Here is a 16,740-nt window from a genome sequence, read left to right as displayed (position 1 = left end):
AATTGATAATTGATAATTATGATTACCGACAATTATATCGTCAAGGTGTGTGGCATGCGTGATGTGGATAACATCCGCGAGGTCGAGGCGCTTGGTATCGACTGGATGGGCTTTATCTTTTGGCCAAAGTCCAGCCGCTACGTCAGCGAGGTGCCCGCTTACCTCCCTAAGAACTGTAAGCGCGTGGGCGTGTTCGTAGATGCCAGCATCGGCGATGTCATGTCGCAGGCAGAGACTTTCTCACTCGACATCATCCAGCTGCACGGCCAGGAGTCTCCCAGCTACATAGCGCAACTCACCTCGCACCTCTCCGCTCTTACCTCTATTAAAATCATAAAGGCACTCAATATTGCCACTACCGCCGATCTCGAGGCCACCAAGCGTTACGAAGGTGTGGTAGATTACTTTCTCTTCGACACCAAGGGCAAGATGGTTGGTGGCAACGGTGAGAAGTTCGACTGGAGCGTGCTCGAAGCCTACCACGGAAGCACCCCATTCCTGCTCAGTGGCGGCATCGGTCCCGATGATGCCGAGCGCGTCCGCGCATTTAATCACCCTAAGTGCATAGGCATCGATCTCAACTCAAAGTTCGAGCTCTCCCCCGCCCTCAAGGACGTCAATATGCTCCGAAACTTTCTCTCATCTTTTTAAATTGCAAAATAGTGAAATTGTAAAATAGTCAAATATAGTCATGAACAAAATTAATACGTTATTCGCAAATAGCAAGGACCGCAAGCTCCTGTCGCTCTATTTCTGCGCAGGCTGTCCTACACTCGAAGGCACTGCCGACGTCATCCTCACCATGCAGCGCCGTGGCATCGCCATGATCGAAGTTGGTATCCCCTTCAGCGATCCCCTAGCCGATGGCCCAGTCATCCAGAGTGCCGCTACCACAGCACTCAAGAATGGTATGAACCTACGCACTCTTTTCGCTCAATTACGCGAGATTAAAGATCTGGTCGAGATTCCTCTGGTGCTCATGGGCTATCTCAACCCGATTCTACATTACGGCATCGAGGATTTCTGCAAGAGCTGCGTAGAGAGCGGTGTCAGCGGTATGATTATCCCAGACCTGCCTTTCAAAGACTATCAGGAGGTGGTTAAACCCATTGCCGACAAGTACGATCTGCGCGTCATCATGCTCATCACTCCTGAGACCAGCGAAGAGCGCATCCGCTTTATCGACGACAACACCGATGGTTTTGTCTATATGGTTTCTTCGGCCGCCATCACTGGCGCTCAAAAATCGTTCGACGATGCCAAGCAAGAGTATTTCCGCCGTATCAACGCCATGCAGTTGCGCAATCCCCGCATGATTGGATTTGGTATCAGCAACAAGCAGACCCTCGAGGCTGCCCAAAGCAACGCTGCTGGCGCCATCATCGGCTCTAAGTTCGTCACCCTGCTCAACGAGAGCAAGAACGCCGACGAGGCCCTCGACAAGCTCTTCGATGCCTTGAAGAGTTAGGCGTTAATACCTGCTATGATTTTGTCTTACCCTGCGCTTAAGGGAGCTTTTAAATAAGAGACTCGCATCACTGCGTGTCTCTTTTTAGGTTACAATTGTCAGCTTTCTAAGTATGGTGCAAAGGTAATAAAAAAAATCGAAACCACCAAAATTTTAAAGTACAAACAGCCTATTTTGCAGGCTCAGTATTTCAGTATTTCAGTTTTCAGTTTCCTAGGCATGGGTTGATAGAGACAGATGATTAACTGTTAAAATATATTAATTATATATTTAATATTTATATATATACATATATATAAATATTAAAATTCAATTTGCCATAAAACACGGCTCATTATAAAACTGAAAACTGAAACTACTGAAACCGATGTCGGCAATGTGCAAAATAGAGGGGTAAAAACGTGCACTTTACAAGTCGATAATTTGGTAGAATGATGAAAAAGTTGTACCTTTGCATCATCAAAACAAGAAAGGCTGAGCGCGGCCATTAATAGTAAATTTTGCTAGGATTAAATCTAAAAATTGCGAGCATTAATAGTAACAATTGTTTCAGCTAATAGGCGACCAAAGGCTTTAAATAGCGAGCCATATAAACAACTAATAAATTATTAAACAAAATACACCCTGGGAGTACATAAATTGATAATACATTCTAAAGCGGATAGAATAAAAGTTACGCGCGAAGGGCAGTAAGTTAAACGTTTACGTAATGTTTTCGTGGCTGAAAAGCAGCAGGGTAGCAAAAAAATGCGTATCTTTGCACAAAAATCGAAAACAAATACTAACAATGAAGAAAATTTTAACAACGATGATGCTCTGCATGCTGATGCCTCTGATGGCTGCTGCCCAGCAGTGGAACGAGGCTCAGTACCGACAGATTGAGCAGAGCATTCGCGAACCTAAGTTTGCAAACAATGTGTACGTTATCACAAAGTATGGTGCAAAAACCACTAACACTGCCGCCAAGAACCAAAAGGCGATACAAAAAGCCATCGACCTCTGCTCGAAGAAGGGCGGCGGACGCGTGGTGATTCCTGCCGGACAGAAGTTCATGACGGGTGCCATCGAGCTGAAAAGCGGCGTGAACCTGGAGGTACAAGAGGGCGCCGTGCTGGAGTTTGCCTTCCAGCCCGAGCTCTACCCCATCGTCGAGACATCGTGGGAGGGACTGGAGTGCTTTAATCTCTCGCCCTGCGTATACGCGTTTAAAGCAAAGGATATAGCCATCACCGGTAAGGGTACCATTGACGGCGGTGGAAGCAACGACACCTGGTGGCCTTGGTGCGGAGCCGTAAAATTCGGATGGAAAGAGGGTATGATCAGTCAGAAGATTGAGGCTCGCCCACGCCTACTGAAGAACGGCGAGGACGGCATACCCATGTACGACGAGAAGGGCAATCGCAGCCCGGAGCGCGTGTTCGGCCCTAAGGACGGATTGCGCCCACAGCTGGTGAGCTTCAACAAGTGCGAAGGCATACTGCTGGAGGATGTAACCCTGCTGCGCTCGCCATTCTGGGTGATTCACCCACTCCACTCTACCGACATCACCGTGCGTCGCGTAAAAATGATAAACGACGGACCTAACGGCGATGGCTGCGACCCTGAGTGCTGCGACCGCGTACTGATAGAGGACTGCTACTTTAATACCGGCGACGACTGCATCGCCATCAAGAGCGGACGCAACCGCGACGGACGCGAACGCAACATGCCTTCGAAGAACATCATCATCCGCCGATGCGAGATGAAGAACGGTCACGGTGGCGTGGTGGTAGGCTCAGAGATTTCGGGCGGCTGCCAGAACGTGTATGCTCACGACTGCGTGATGGACTCACCCGAATTGGAGCGCGTGCTGAGAATCAAAACCAACTCATGCCGTGGCGGTGTAATTGAAAATATCAACATGCGCAACATCACCGTTGGTGTATGTAAGGAGGCAGTACTGAAGATTAACACCGACTACGAGCCCAGAGAGGTTTGCTGCCGTGGCTACTACCCAACAGTGAGAAATGTGCTGATGGAGAACGTGACCTGTCAGAAGTCGAAATATGGCGTGATGATTGTGGGCTACGAAGCCGACTCGCTATCATACACCGTGAACCACATTACCGTGCGCAACTGCCAGTTCGACGGTGTTTACGGCAAGCCCGTATATCAGGTGGGCAAGGCCGAGGCCATCAAATACGAAAATCTGATGATTAACGGCCAGCTGGTGCTGGAGCCAAAGCCCTACAAGAGCTACGCAGAGTGGATGACATACTCAGAGATGCAGCGCAATCCCAAGAGCTATCTGCTGGATTTCTCATACAGACCCAAATGGAGCTACGTAATGGGTATTGAGCTGGAGGCTATGCTCGACACCTATCTGAAATACGGAGGCGAGCAGATTCGCCGCTACTGTCAGGAGTACACCGACACGATGATTAACGCTAACGGCCAGATACGCAACTACGACCTGCTGGACTACAATCTGGACAACATACGCACTGGCCACTTCGTAACCCGCATGTATCAGCAATGGCCAGAGGCCAAGAATCTTAAGGCTATGCAGACCATGATGAAGCAGTTGCAGAACCAGCCACGCACCAAGGCCGACAAGGTGTTCTGGCACAAAGCCATCTACGCCTATCAGGTGTGGCTCGACGGCATTTTTATGGGTCTGCCTTATCGCTGTCTGACTGCGCCTATCACCACATCGGCCAAAGATGCTAAGAAGGGCGCTGTGAACAAGATTTACGACGACGCCGTGAACCAGCTGAAGACGACCTACGAGCGCACGCTGGACCCCAAGACGGGCCTGAACCGCCACGCCTACGACGAGACACGCAAAACCTTCTGGGCCAACAAAGAGACAGGACTCTCGCAGCACTGCTGGGGTCGCGCTCAGGGCTGGTACTCGATGGCGCTGATAGAAGTACTCGACGCGCTGCCCGAAAACTACGCTCGTCGCCAGGAGGTAATAGAATTACTGAAGAAAGATCTTGACGCAGTGATAAAGTGGCAGGACGAAAAGACAGGTCTTTGGTATCAGGTAATGGACTCACCTGAGCGCAACAAGAACTATCTGGAGAGCACTTGTTCTTCAATGTTTGCCTACGTGTTACTGAAGGCTTACAACAAGGGATATCTTGGCGAAAAATACCGCGATGCAGGCGTGAAAGCCTACAAAGGCATCATCGACAAGTTTATACGTGTGAATGCCGATAAGACCATTTCCCTCACCCAGTGCTGCTCAGTAGCCGGACTTGGCCCAGCTGCCACCCCCGAGGTAGAAGCAGCTTTGAAAAAAGTCAACCCCAAAGGAACGGTAAATGAGAACAAGCGTCGTGATGGTTCATTTGATTACTATCTGAGCGAGCCTATACGCGATAACGATGCCAAGGGCGTGGGTCCATTTATCTGGGCATCGCTGGAGTACGATAAGCTTTAATGGGAGTTAGCGGGAGTTAATTCCTGCTAACTACCTTTTTTCTATATTCGTAAAGCTCAATCGAGTTAACTATGTTCTGCCAGAGTACATAACATCCGGCACCCACTGAGGCAACGGGGTTCAGATATACATAGGCCACCCAGATGCTCAGAGCGGTATTCTTCTGGAACGAGGCTTGTCCGCCATCAATCTCATCGCCCAACTGGCGACCAATCCAGCGACCAACTAGGAAAAGCACAAAGCATAGAATCAACGACAGCACAGCTATCATAATCAACGTACGAAGCGCCGCATCGCTATGCACAATGTTTCGCACGGTGACACCCGAGGTAACAGCCAACTGAGCCGCCCAAAGGTAGAACGAGAGGTCGGGGATGGAAACAATCCACTCACACAATCGCTTTGCATAGTGCTGAACAAGCCATCCCAGCACTAGCGGCGCCACAAGCACCATAGCCAACTTCTGCAGGATGATAAAGAACACCTCCCAGAAACCAGCACTGGCACCACGCTCCAATAGCGGGAATACAGCAGGAATCATCAGGGCCGAAGCAAAGGCCGACATGACCACGTAGGCCGTCATGGTGTTGATATTGCCACCAATCTTGGCAGTAACAACGGGCGCTGCTGTAGCTGCGGGGCCAATGATACAAGTGAGCACACTCTCCCAAAGCAACTTCTGTTCAGGATCGGCATCCACCTGGAAGATAATCCACACGTTGAGCGCCACAATAGCTACCTGAGACACCAACACACCGATATGCCAGCGGTGAGGTCGCATCTGATGGAAGTCGATACGGCAATAAGTTGAGAACAATGTAGAGAACACCATAAAAGGGAAAATGGCATCTACTACCTGCCCTAACGCATCGCCCGCCCCATCGAGAAACGGCACATAATAAAACAGCAGATACACAACGGTACCCACAGCTATTGCCACCGGAAGTGTCCAGTCTTTAAGAAATTGCTTCAGTTTCATGCTGCAAAATTACTAATTATTTCCCACGGATTATAGGGTTTATATGGATTAATTACAAAAAAGGAGCTATTTTTTGACCATTTCAGAGAAAAATTTCCGTAAAATCCGTAAAATCCGTAGGTTTTTTGTATCTTTGCAGCCAATTATGAGTGTTACTGAATTTATACATCAAGATAAACAGGCCAGGCGATTCTCGTTCGAAGTGTTACCCCCACTGAAGGGAACAGGCACCGCTAAGCTCTTTGCCGATATCGACAAACTAAAGGAATTCGACCCCGCCTATATCAACATTACCACCCATCACTCTGAGTTTGTGTATCGCGAACTGGAGAATGGGCAGTACGAGCGTCGCCGCATCCGTCGTCGCCCTGGAACCATAGCCATTGCTGCAGCCATACAGCAGCGCTACGGAATACCCGTACAGCCTCATGTGATATGTAGCGGAGCTACCATCGAAGATATTGAGTACGAGCTGCTCGACTTGCAGTTTCTGGGTATTAGCGACCTGCTGTTGCTGCGTGGCGACAAGGCCAAGGAGGATAGCAGATTCCAGCCCACCCCTGGCGGACATGCACATACCACCGACCTGATGGAGCAGGTGAAGCGATTCAACGAGGGCTACTTTGCTGATGGCACCCCCATCAAGACCCCCGGACGCCCATTCGACTACGGTGTGGCTTGCTACCCCGAGAAGCACGAAGAGGCCCCCAACCTGGAGATGGACATGCAGTACCTGAAGCAGAAGCAGGATCTTGGTGCACAATATGCAGTTACACAGTTATTTTTCGACAACGAGAAGTACTACGCGTTTGTGGAGAAGGCTCGCCAGATGGGTATTACCATCCCCATCATCCCTGGCATCAAGCCTATGGCCAAACTGAGTCAGTTGACAATAGTGCCCAAGACGTTCCACTGCGATATACCTGAGCCATTGGCCAAGGAGGTAGTAAAGTGCAAGACTGATGACGACGCACGCCAGCTGGGCATAGAGTGGACCACAGAACAGTGTCGCGATCTATACGCCCACGGGGTGCATAATATACATTTCTACACCGTATCGGCCGTTGATTCAGTGGCAGAGGTTGTAAAGCGATTGTTATGAGTTTCGACGAGGTTATAGGACAGAAGGAGGCTGAGGAGCGATTGCTGCAGCTGGTGAGGGAAGAGAGACTCCCCCACGCACTGATGCTTTGCGGACCACAGGGATGCGGAAAACTACCCTTGGCGGTGGCCTTCGGCTGCTATCTGCTTGACAACGGCACTCCATCGGCCAAAGCCATGCTGGCCAAGCTGGAGCACCCCGACCTGCACTTTACCTACCCCACCATCAAGCTGCCATCGATGGGAAGCGAACATAAGCCCGTAAGCGACGACTTTGCCAAAGAGTGGCACGAGTTGGTGATGAGCGGACTCTACTTCACGATGGAAGAATGGATGACGGCCATGGGAGGCGAAAACCAGCAAGCCATCATCACCGCTGGTGAGAGCGACGATTTGGTGAGAAAACTCAGCTTGAAATCGAGCCAAGGCGGATATAAGGTCAGCATCATCTGGTTGCCAGAGCGTATGAACATAGAGTGCGCCAACAAGCTTCTGAAGCTGATTGAGGAGCCACCCAGCCAGACGGTGTTCATCATGGTGAGCGAGGAGCCCGACAAGCTGCTGGAGACCATCCGCAGTCGAGTTCAGAGAATAGACATACGAAAGATAGACAACGAGGATATAGAAAACGCGCTGATAGAGAAGCGTGGCATAGGTCAGGAAGATGCCCACCGCATAGCCCGACTAGCCAACGGCAACTGGATGAAAGCGATGGACGAGCTACAGGTGGGCTCGGAAAACGAACTATTCCTCGATATGTATATCATGCTGATGCGATTGGCTTATCAGCGCAAGATCAAAGACCTGCGCAAGTGGAGCGAGCAGATGGCCAGCATGGGGCGCGAGAAGCAGAAAAGATGGTTGATATTCTTTCTGCGTATGACGCGCGAGAACTTTATGTATAACTTCGGCGACGAGGAACTGGTGTATATGACCCAACGCGAGGAGGATTTCGCCAAGAACTTCGCCCGATTTGTGAACGAGAAGAACATTCTGCCTATCAGCGATCTAGCTAATCTGGCCATTCGCGACATCGGACAGAACGCCAACGGCAAGATTGTGTTCTTCGATTTTGCACTACAAATGATAGTACTGCTATTGCAGAAGTAATTGAACATTGAAGATTGAACATTGAAGATTGAACATTGAACATTGAACATTATATAATATGGCTGAGAACACTAAAGAACATACAGTAAGAGTAGGTTGCGACCGCGGATTGTGCCACCAGGCTGTGGGACGCCAAGACAAGCAGCTGAACACTTACGACTGGCTTGCAGATGTACCTGGAAACGCCAATACAACTGACCTGGTAGAGGTGCAGTTTAAGCACACCCGCAAGGGCTACTACCACAACGTGAACAATCTGGACCTGAAGAAAGGCGACATTGTGGCCGTAGAGGCAAGTCCGGGTCACGACATCGGTGTGGTAACGCTTACTGGCCGATTGGTAAAGCTTCAGCTGAAGAAGGTGAACATCAAGTCGCCCGACGATATCAAGCGCGTGTATCGCATAGCCCGCTCTAACGACATTGAGAAGTGGCACGAGGCCCAGGCACGCGAGCACTCAACCATGATTGAGAGCCGTAAGATAGCCAAGGGGCTTGGTCTCGACATGAAGATTGGCGACGTAGAGTATCAGGGCGATGGCAACAAAGCTATCTTCTACTACATTGCTGATGAGCGTGTAGACTTCCGCCAGCTGATTAAGGACCTGGCTCAGGCCTTCCACGTGCGCATCGAGATGAAGCAGATTGGTGCCCGTCAGGAGGCAGGACGTATTGGAGGTACTGGTCCTTGTGGTCGCGAGCTCTGCTGTGCCACATGGATGAAGAACTTCTCGAGCGTGAGCACCAACGCCGCCCGATTTCAGGACATATCGCTGAACCCACAGAAGTTGGCGGGTATGTGCGCCAAGCTGAAATGCTGTCTGAACTACGAGGTTGACGAGTATGTAGAAGCAGGTAAGAAGCTACCTGGCAAAGAGATTATCCTGCAGACGCAGGATGGCGACTACCATCTGTTTAAGAGCGACATTCTGGCTGGACTCTGCACCTACTCTACCGATAAGAACATCGCCGCCAATCTGGAGACGATCACCGCTGAGCGCGCAAAGGAGATTATCGAGATGAACAAGCGAGGCGAAAAGCCCGTATCGCTTGAGCACGATGCCAACAAGAAGAAGGAAGAAAAACCACATATTGACTTGGCAGGAGGCGACATCAGCAGATTTGACAAGGCCAAGAAGAAGAAAAAGAAGAAGAACAAGAACCGTCCTAACGACAAGAAGGAAGCGAAGGATGCGGAATAAAGCCAAGATATTTCTACTCGCGATTGCAGGACTGCTAACAGCAGCCTGCAATCGGGGTGTGATATACAACCACTACGAACACGTAGACAACGACGGATGGGAGCGTAATGACACCATACACTTCTACATCCCCCGTGTGCAGCAATCGGGCAACTATCGCCAGCAGGTGATGCTGCGTACGGATAACTCCATGCCCTTCCGCAGTCTTAGCGTTATTGTTGAGCAGGATATCTACCCACGTGGTCAGAAACTAAGAAAACGCATAGAATGCCCGCTGATAGAAGCCGACGGCCACGTGATGGGAAAAGGCATTGGCTGCTACCAATATACCTTCGACGTGGATAACGTAGAGCTATACGAGGGCGACTCGCTCCATATCTACGTGATGCACCACATGAAGCGCGAAACAATGCCTGGAATAAACGATGTAGGAATATTAATTTCGAAGTAGGTTGCGCCCTGCATCAATGCGGAGGAAGATGAACAGCAAGAGCGTGAAGCCCCACAACGACGAACCTCCGTAACTGAAGAATGGCAACGGAATACCAATTACAGGTGTGAGGCCAAGCACCATACCCACATTGATAAACACATGGAATAAGAATATACTGAGTACACAATAGCCGTAAACTCGGCCAAAACGATGCACTTGTCGCTCGGCCAGGTGTATCAATCGCCATATCAGCAACAAGAACAATATCAACACACCAGCAGAACCCACGAATCCCTCTTCCTCGCCCACGGTGCAGAAGATAAAGTCGGTATCCTGTTCAGGCACGTATTTCAGCTTGGTCTGGGTGCCGTTCAGGAATCCCTTACCCTGCAGTCCGCCCGAGCCAATGGCTATCTCGCTCTGATGCACGTTGTAACCCGCACCCTTCAAGTCTTCCTCCAGTCCCAGCAGCACGTTGATACGCACACGCTGGTGTGGCTCAAGCACATGGTTGAGTCCGTAGTCAGCCATATTGTAGAACAACAGCGAACCTATGGCGAAAGCAGCAATCCACAGATAGTTGCGGAAGCGTGTAGCAAGGAATCGGTATAACAGATAACCAATCAGCACCACACACAGTATCATCTCAATGATGTTGATGTCAAACGGGATAATAAAGAGTGCAAAAACCAGCGCCACGATAGTAGCAGCAAGTCCAACAAGCGACATACGTGTCGTATCTCGTTTATCGTTGCAATACACATATACCAATGCTGCTGAGAATATCTGTATCATCAGCAGCACGGCAAACTTTCCTACCGATGTTGGCGTAATGCTCAGCATCTCATCAGCAAAGCGGATACCCACCACAAAGTAGATAACCATAGCCACACCTGTAAACAAGATGCTACCTGGCATTCCCTCGCGGTACAACATCAGGAAGAACGACAGATAGACAAGTGCCGAACCCGTCTCGCGTTGCATCACGATAAACAGCATGGGGATGAAGATAACGGCTAGCGTCAAGCCAAAGTCCTTCCATTTGGATATGCTGAATCCATAGGTGTTCATAAGTTTGGCAAGCGCCAATGCCGTAGCAAACTTAGCAAACTCGGCTGGTTGTAGTCGTATTGGTCCTAATACCAGCCACGATCGCGATCCCTTGATACTATGCGGATTGAATATCGTTCCGAACAGCAGTATCAGCATGAAGCCGAATATGATGTAGGCAAACATATCGAGATAGCGATCGTCGAGCATCAGAATAACGAATCCCAGCACGATGGATGTGCCTATCCATACTATCTGCATGCCTGAACGGGTGTCGAGACTGAACAGGTCGGTATCGCCATAGCTATAGCTGGCTCCACACACACTTACCCATCCGAAGGTGAGCAGGGCGATATAGATGATGATCGTCCAGTAGTCGAGTGATCGGATGACGCCTTTTTCCTTTCTGTTACCTATCGCCTGCACCATAAGCTATTCTGCGTTCCTGAATGCCACGAGCCTTAGCCTCGCTGGCCTCAGAGAGTTTACCTTTTAAATATTTCTCCATAATGAGTCCACCAATGGGCACACCATAAGTGGCTCCCCATCCACCGTTCTCCACATAAACGGCTACAGCTATCTTGGGGTTGTCCATAGGCGCAAAACCCATAAACACCGAGTGGTCGTGACCTCGGTTCTGGGCAGTACCCGTTTTTCCGCAAGCATTAAAGTCGTACTTGCCCAGTTCTTTACACGTACCACCAAGCACCGACGAGCGCATACCCTGAACCACATAGTCGTAAGCCTCACGACTAGCCTTGGTGTAGTGCTTGCGGGTATAGGTAGTGTCAAGTTTCTCGCCCTGAACCTGCTTCACTACGTGAGGCACGTAGAAGTAACCGCGATTGGCTATGGTGGCACCAAGATTGGCTATCTGCAGCGGTGTAGCGTTAACCTCACCCTGACCAATAGCGATAGAGATAACGGTAAGTCCGTTCCACGAGCCCTTATAGGCCTTGTCGTAAAACATGGCGTTAGGAATCAGTCCACGTTTCTCGCCCGGAAGGTCGATACCCAGTCGGTATCCGAATCCCATCGACACCATATAGTCGCGCCAGGTGTTCATGGCATTCTGTACCGAACCATATTTCGAGATATTGGTGTTTATCATGTGATAAAGTCCCCAACAGAAGTATCCGTTGCACGATGTACTCAGTGCGGGCACCAAAGGCAGTGGCGCAGCATGTCCGTGACATCCTACATGCAATCCCCTGAAGTTAAATCCGTGGGCACAGGGATACATCGTGTGCGAGTTGATAACCCCCTCGGTCATAAACGTCAATCCCTGTGTAGTCTTGAAGGTTGAGCCAGGAGGATATTGTCCCATAATGGCACGGTTCAACAGCGGTTTCCACACATCCTGCTGTAGGGCGCGATGGTTCTTACTACGCTGGCGACCAACCATCATGCGTGGGTCGTATGTTGGCGACGATACCATACACAGCACCTCGCCCGTCGATGGTTCGATGGCCACAATGGCACCAATTTTTCCTTCCATCAGTCGCTCGCCAAGAGCCTGTAGTTCTGCATCGATACCCAGTGTGAGGTTCTTTCCTGGTATAGCGCGCTGGTCGAGGGCACCATTCTGGTAGCGACCCTGAATACGTCCGTGGGCATCGCGCAGCAGTATCTGTATACCTTTCTGTCCGCGCAGCTGTTTCTCGTACGAACGCTCTATACCCAGCTTTCCGATATAGTCGCCTGGCTGATAGTAATCGTCCTCCTCGATATCAGCGGGCGATACCTCAGCCACATCGCCCAGCACGTGGGCACCCATATTATAGGTATATTGGCGCACACTACGCTTCTGGATGTAGAAACCCGGAAAGCGATACATCTTCTCTTGAAACACGCTGAAGTCCTTATCGCTAAGCTGACTCAGAAACAACTGTTCAGTATAGCGCGAATAACCAGGATTCTTATTGCGGTCCTTCATCGTGGCCATACGGCGATCAAACTCCTCCTTGGTGATGCCAATTGCCTGACAGAATTCGAGTGTATCAAGGCGGTCCTTCACCTCGTTCATCACCACCATGATATCGTACGAAGGCTGATTATAAACCATCAGCTTGCCCGTGCGATCCATAATGGCGCCACGTGAAGGATATTCTATTTTCTTGAGGAAAGCGTTAGAGTCGGCACTCTTCTTATAGTCATCGCTGGTAATCTGAAGCATAAAAAGACGCACGATGTAGATGAACACAATCAATGCGGCCACCCCACCAATTACGTATTTGCGATATTCAAGATCGAAATCCTTCTGCTTCACCTGCTTCTTACACTTTCAATAGCTAAAATCAGCACCATAGTCAGTACGCTGCTAACCAGCGAACGCGCCAACCACATCAGCACATCAAAGAAGTTGAATGCCTCGAGCGCAAAAAACAGCATACAGTATAGCGTAGCGATGAGCGCACTCAGCATTAAGAACTTACTGAATCCCAGTGCCTTTATCGATGCCTCGAGTTCATCAGACGAATCGCGCGGAGCAATCAGCTCTATCAGATAGCATTGCGCTAGTCCAGCCAGCGTCATCACGCTCGATGCCAATCCTGGGGTGTTCGAGAAGATGTCGACCATCAGTCCTAACAGGAAACATGATACCAGCACAAGCCACTTTGGGAAATTGCGACGGAAGGTGATCGCAAAATAGACGTATAGCAACGGAGTGCCAACGCCTAAGAAATGCACATGATTCAGGATAAGCACCTGCACCACTAGCAATGATACAAACATCACCAATCTGTTTACAAGTTCTATCTTCATCGTCTTTAACTATTGTCGCTGTTTGAAACTTATCGAGTCGCGCGCAGCCTGCATCAGTGCAGCGCGTTCAGCAATACTCTTGTCGCTGATAACCACCACGTCGCGCACGTTACCAAAGTCGGTACTCAGTCGTACCTTCAGCTTGTACGACAAACCGTCGCTCGAGTTGTAGGCTTGCTCAATCTTACCCACCTGAACCCCAGAAGGGAAGATACTTGAGAATCCGCTGGTTACCATCCACTCGCCAAGTTTAAACTTAGCGTGGCGTGGCACATCCTCAACATAAGCCACCGATGGGTCGCCACCATACCAGTGCAGATAGCCAAAGTAGCCACGCCCGCGAATGGCACAACTGATGCGCGATGATGCAGCATTCAGGGCCGAGATAACCACCGAGTAGTGATCGCTCACCAGATAAACCACACCTACCACACCGTTGCCACAAGCCACACCCATGTCGGGCTCTACACCGTCCTTGCGACCTTTGTCGATGGTTATCAGGTTCTCCAGTTTGTGTATCGAGTTCTCAACCACCTTGGCAGGTATCAGCTGGTACTTACTCAGAAACTCCAAGCCCTTACGCTCCATGTCGGTCGTATCCTTGGTTGCTTCAGCATACAAGCGGCGCAGCTGGTCAAGTTGTCGCTCCTGATAGATATTACGCATCGTGAGCTCCTCGTTAACCTTTGCCATCGAGAGGTAGGAGGTCATCTTACTCTCTAGCTCGTAGGCCTTTCCTGCCACGGCGCTAGCACTCGAGAACCACACACTACCCTGATAGCTGTTGTACTGAAACAACAGAACAACACTGACTACTTCCAATATCAGGAAAACTAGCCAGTGATGATACTTGTATAGGAAATCCAGCAGATTGCGCATTCCCTATCTTATTATCTCATCAAGAAATTGAAACGATCAATGTTCTTCAGTGCGATACCAGCACCCTTTGCTACACTGTGCAAGGGATCCTCGGGCACGTGGAATGGGATGTGCATCTTCTCAGTGAGACGACGATCCAAACCGCGAAGCAGTGCGCCACCACCCGAAAGATAGATACCATTCTTCACGATATCGGCATACAGCTCTGGTGGTGTATTTTCGAGTGCTGAAAGCACAGCGTTTTCAATCTTAGCCACGGTCTTGTCCAGACAGTGGGCAATCTCCTGATAGCAAACGGGAACCTCCATTGGGAGTGCGGTAATACGGTTTGGTCCGTGTACCACAAAGTCCTCAGGAGCCTCATCGCCCAGATCGGTCAGAGCCGAACCTACGTTAATCTTGATACGCTCGGCCATACGCTCGCTCACCTTCACGTTGTGCTGACGATACATATACTCCTGGATATCAGCAGTCAGATCGTCGCCAGCTGTACGGATTGAGTTGTTCGAAACGATACCACCCAGCGAAATAACAGCAATCTCGGTAGAACCACCACCGATGTCAACAATCATGTTTCCTTCTGGTGCCTCTACGTCGATACCGATACCGATGGCAGCAGCCATAGGCTCGAAAATCAGGTAAACGTCGCGTCCGTCGGCATGCTCAGCTGAGTCGCGTACAGCACGCAGCTCAACCTCAGTTGAACCAGAAGGCACACCAATCACCATACGCAGTGAGGGTGAGAACAGACGGCTACCTGTGTGAACCATCTTAATCAGACCACGCATCATCTGCTCGCAGGCAGAGAAGTCGGCAATCACACCATCGCGCAGAGGACGGATGGTACGAATGTTCTCGTGAGTCTTCTCATACATCATCTTCGCCTCATTACCCACGGCAATCATCTTGTCGGTACGACGATCCAGTGCAACTACCGATGGCTCGTCAACCACAATCTTATCATCGCTGATGATAATGGTGTTGGCGGTACCAAGGTCCATTGCTATCTCTTGTACGAAACTAAAAAATCCCATATCCTAATTATCAACTGTCAGTTATCAATTATCAATTACTTAGCGGTCTTTACGAACCAGCCGTTGATGGCAGTATCGTAGTGACTGCTTACGCCAAATGCGCGGGTAGCGAACATACGGCGATCCTCGATGTCGGTCTGAGCGCCCTTCTTGTTCAGAATGTCGAGCAGCACGCTGTACTCAGCCTTGCTTGGTACAATAACCACATCCTTAAAGTTCTTGGCTCCAGCACGGATCAGAGAGATACCACCTATATCAATCTTCTCGATGATATCAGCCTCGCTGGCACCACTGGCCACGGTCTGCTCAAATGGATAAAGGTCAACAATCACCAGGTCAATCTCAGGAATCTCGTACTTCTTCATCTGCTCCTGATCGCCCTCATTGTCGCGACGTCCCAGAATACCTCCAAACACCTTTGGGTGCAGAGTCTTTACACGTCCACCCAGAATTGATGGGTAGGTTGTAACATCCTCTACTTTCTGGCACTCGTAGCCAAGTGATTCAATAAACTGCTGTGTACCACCAGTCGACAGGAACTTTACACCCTCATCGTTCAACTTCTTCAAGAGCTCATCCAGTCCGTCCTTGTGGAAAACACTCACCAAAGCGGTCTTAATTTTCTTACTTTCAGCCATTTTTCAATCTTATAACGTTATAAAAATTTCAATTTTGGCTGCAAAGGTACAAAAAGAAAACGGATTAACCTCGATTTCTTGGCGAAATTTTAGATTAATCCGTGTTAAAAATATGATAGGTCAATTATTTCAGCTTGAAATTCCTTACCCACTCGCGCATCGGCTCTGCAGCTTCGCTATGTTCGGGTTTATATCGCAACAGCACGGTTACCAGGCGTGTGGTGTCGTCTTCCAGCACCTTGCCGTAGTAGTCAAAGTCCTCGTCGCTACCCTCTTGTATGCTGTAGTCCTCGCCCACTTCTACCAGGTCGGCACCCATGGCCAGCATCAGCTGACTGGCAGGGCGATGCGAGCCCTTCAGCGAGTCGACCATCACCGATATCGACATCTCGTCGGCCATAAACACCTCTTGTCCGTACTCACCGGGCAAGTCTTGGTGATATAGGAACGATGGGTAGTTGATGTCGAGCCCCAGCTTGTCGCTGTGATACTTCAGCAGATCCCACTGCCCCATCCTGATGGTCATACTGTCGTCGCTGGTCAACTGCCCCACGCCTCCATAAGCCCGTGGTTGTCTCTGCCCTCCGCAGGCTGTTAAAATCCCAAGAAGGGCGAACAAAATAATTACTGAACACGTTTCTTTGTGTTCCATAA

General features: G+C 49.9%; 15 protein-coding genes. 7 read left to right on the top strand and 8 right to left on the bottom strand.

Features of this window, described 5'->3' with window-relative positions; all coding sequences use genetic code 11:
- Positions 1-18 precede the first annotated feature (18 nt).
- The 3 genes from BUB86_RS04590 to BUB86_RS04580 all read left to right on the top strand — a co-directional run bounded on the left by BUB86_RS04590 (position 19) and on the right by BUB86_RS04580 (position 4,895).
- Positions 19-651, top strand: coding sequence for a phosphoribosylanthranilate isomerase (locus tag BUB86_RS04590; protein WP_073206198.1), 633 nt, complete (start codon positions 19-21; stop codon positions 649-651).
- Positions 652-691: 40 nt separating this feature from the next.
- Positions 692-1,468 (top strand): tryptophan synthase subunit alpha, encoded by a 777-nt coding sequence (gene trpA / locus BUB86_RS04585; protein ID WP_073206196.1) that lies wholly within the window; start codon positions 692-694, stop codon positions 1,466-1,468.
- Between the two features lie 787 nt (positions 1,469-2,255).
- Entirely contained in the window at positions 2,256-4,895 is a 2,640-nt protein-coding gene (locus BUB86_RS04580; RefSeq protein WP_073206193.1) for a glycoside hydrolase family 88 protein, read from the top strand.
- Positions 4,896-4,911: 16 nt separating this feature from the next.
- On the opposite strand, the gene BUB86_RS04575 is transcribed toward BUB86_RS04580, so the two are convergent.
- A complete protein-coding gene (locus BUB86_RS04575; RefSeq protein ID WP_073206191.1) occupies positions 4,912-5,874 on the bottom strand; it encodes a bile acid:sodium symporter in 963 nt (320 codons plus the stop codon).
- Positions 5,875-6,019: 145 nt separating this feature from the next.
- On the opposite strand from BUB86_RS04575, the gene metF reads away from it, so the two are divergent.
- From metF to BUB86_RS04555, 4 genes are read left to right on the top strand one after another with little or no spacing between them, the layout of a single operon-like run.
- On the top strand, positions 6,020-6,976 hold the full coding sequence (gene metF, locus BUB86_RS04570) for a methylenetetrahydrofolate reductase [NAD(P)H] (protein WP_073206189.1): 957 nt from the start codon (positions 6,020-6,022) through the stop codon (positions 6,974-6,976).
- Positions 6,973-8,085 carry an ATP-binding protein gene (locus BUB86_RS04565; RefSeq protein WP_073206187.1) on the top strand — a complete coding sequence of 371 codons (1,113 nt, stop codon included), beginning with the start codon at positions 6,973-6,975 and terminating at the stop codon, positions 8,083-8,085. Before metF ends, BUB86_RS04565 begins: the two co-directional genes overlap by 4 nt.
- 58 nt (positions 8,086-8,143) lie before the next feature.
- The gene (locus tag BUB86_RS04560) at positions 8,144-9,286 is read left to right on the top strand and encodes a stage 0 sporulation family protein (RefSeq protein WP_073206185.1); all 1,143 of its coding nucleotides are present in this window, start codon (positions 8,144-8,146) and stop codon (positions 9,284-9,286) included.
- The gene (locus tag BUB86_RS04555) at positions 9,276-9,737 is read left to right on the top strand and encodes a gliding motility lipoprotein GldH (protein ID WP_073206182.1); all 462 of its coding nucleotides are present in this window, start codon (positions 9,276-9,278) and stop codon (positions 9,735-9,737) included. Before BUB86_RS04560 ends, BUB86_RS04555 begins: the two co-directional genes overlap by 11 nt.
- On the opposite strand, the gene rodA is transcribed toward BUB86_RS04555, so the two are convergent.
- The 7 genes from rodA to BUB86_RS04520 form a co-directional block, all read right to left on the bottom strand.
- Positions 9,723-11,198, bottom strand: coding sequence for a rod shape-determining protein RodA (rodA, locus tag BUB86_RS04550; protein ID WP_073206180.1), 1,476 nt, complete (start codon positions 11,196-11,198; stop codon positions 9,723-9,725). The genes BUB86_RS04555 and rodA overlap by 15 nt on opposite strands.
- Entirely contained in the window at positions 11,179-13,038 is a 1,860-nt protein-coding gene (gene mrdA / locus BUB86_RS04545) for a penicillin-binding protein 2 (protein ID WP_073206178.1), read from the bottom strand. Before mrdA ends, rodA begins: the two co-directional genes overlap by 20 nt.
- Positions 13,035-13,535 (bottom strand): rod shape-determining protein MreD, encoded by a 501-nt coding sequence (gene mreD / locus BUB86_RS04540; RefSeq protein ID WP_073206175.1) that lies wholly within the window; start codon positions 13,533-13,535, stop codon positions 13,035-13,037. The genes mrdA and mreD overlap by 4 nt, the downstream gene beginning before the upstream one ends.
- 9 nt (positions 13,536-13,544) lie before the next feature.
- Complete coding sequence (mreC, locus tag BUB86_RS04535) at positions 13,545-14,414, bottom strand: rod shape-determining protein MreC (RefSeq protein ID WP_073206172.1); 870 nt, start codon at positions 14,412-14,414, stop codon at positions 13,545-13,547.
- An 11-nt stretch (positions 14,415-14,425) separates the two neighbouring features.
- On the bottom strand, positions 14,426-15,448 hold the full coding sequence (locus BUB86_RS04530) for a rod shape-determining protein (RefSeq protein ID WP_073206169.1): 1,023 nt from the start codon (positions 15,446-15,448) through the stop codon (positions 14,426-14,428).
- A gap of 35 nt (positions 15,449-15,483) precedes the next feature.
- Positions 15,484-16,086: an IMP cyclohydrolase gene (locus BUB86_RS04525; RefSeq protein ID WP_073206166.1), complete on the bottom strand. Its 603-nt coding sequence runs from the start codon at positions 16,084-16,086 to the stop codon at positions 15,484-15,486.
- 124 nt (positions 16,087-16,210) lie between these two features.
- Positions 16,211-16,738 (bottom strand): hypothetical protein, encoded by a 528-nt coding sequence (locus tag BUB86_RS04520; RefSeq protein WP_139261411.1) that lies wholly within the window; start codon positions 16,736-16,738, stop codon positions 16,211-16,213.
- Positions 16,739-16,740 lie beyond the last annotated feature (2 nt).

The organism is Xylanibacter ruminicola, from assembly GCF_900142525.1.
Taxonomy (GTDB): Bacteria; Bacteroidota; Bacteroidia; order Bacteroidales; family Bacteroidaceae; genus Prevotella; species Prevotella ruminicola_A.
The sequence above is the reverse complement of the archived record's forward strand: the minus strand, read 5'-3'. Positions and strand labels throughout refer to the sequence as shown.